This window comes from Teichococcus deserti (assembly GCF_001982615.1).
In the GTDB taxonomy this organism is placed as follows: domain Bacteria; phylum Pseudomonadota; class Alphaproteobacteria; order Acetobacterales; family Acetobacteraceae; genus Pseudoroseomonas; species Pseudoroseomonas deserti.
Genome location: NZ_MLCO01000377.1, coordinates 1 through 567, shown reverse-complemented (window position 1 = coordinate 567; position 567 = coordinate 1). Strand labels below are relative to the sequence as shown.

Sequence of the window (567 nt, the reverse complement as noted above, 5' to 3'; positions counted from 1 at the left end):
GCCAGGTGGCGCTCGCCTTGCTGGCGCTGGTGATCACGCTGTGGATCAGCGAATGCGTCTCGCCGGCGACCTCCGCCGTCATCCTGACCGGCGCGGCGGTGGTCGGGCTGATGGGCAAGCCACTGACCAGCGGCGCCAGGCCGATGACCTCGGCCGATGCGCTGACCGTCATGCTGGGTGGCTTTTCGTCGACGGCCGTGCTGCTGGTGGCCGCCGCGCTGTTCCTGGCCGTCGCGCTGAAGCACACCGGCCTCGACAAGCGGGTGGCGCTGCTGGTGATGAGCCGGGTGGGCATCTCGCCGGCGCGCCTGACCGTCGGCGCGATGATCGTGGGCTTCGTCCTCGCGCTGTTCATCCCGTCGGCCACCGCCCGCGTCGGCGCGGTGATCCCGATCATGGTGGGCATCACCGCGGCGCTCGGCCTGCCGGTGGCGAGCTCGCTCGGCGCCACGCTGATGATCGTCACCGCCCAGGCCTGCTCGATCTTCAACATCGCGGTGAAGACCGGCGCGGCGCAGAACCTGATCAGCCTGAACTTCATGCAGGGCGCCTATGGCCACAGCGTGA

The 567-nt window shown here is 70.0% G+C and carries 1 protein-coding gene; it reads left to right on the top strand.

Annotated elements, in window-relative coordinates; genetic code table 11:
• Positions 1-567 (top strand): SLC13 family permease (locus BKE38_RS27540; RefSeq protein WP_207553697.1); only part of this gene is annotated, 567 nt, incomplete at both ends.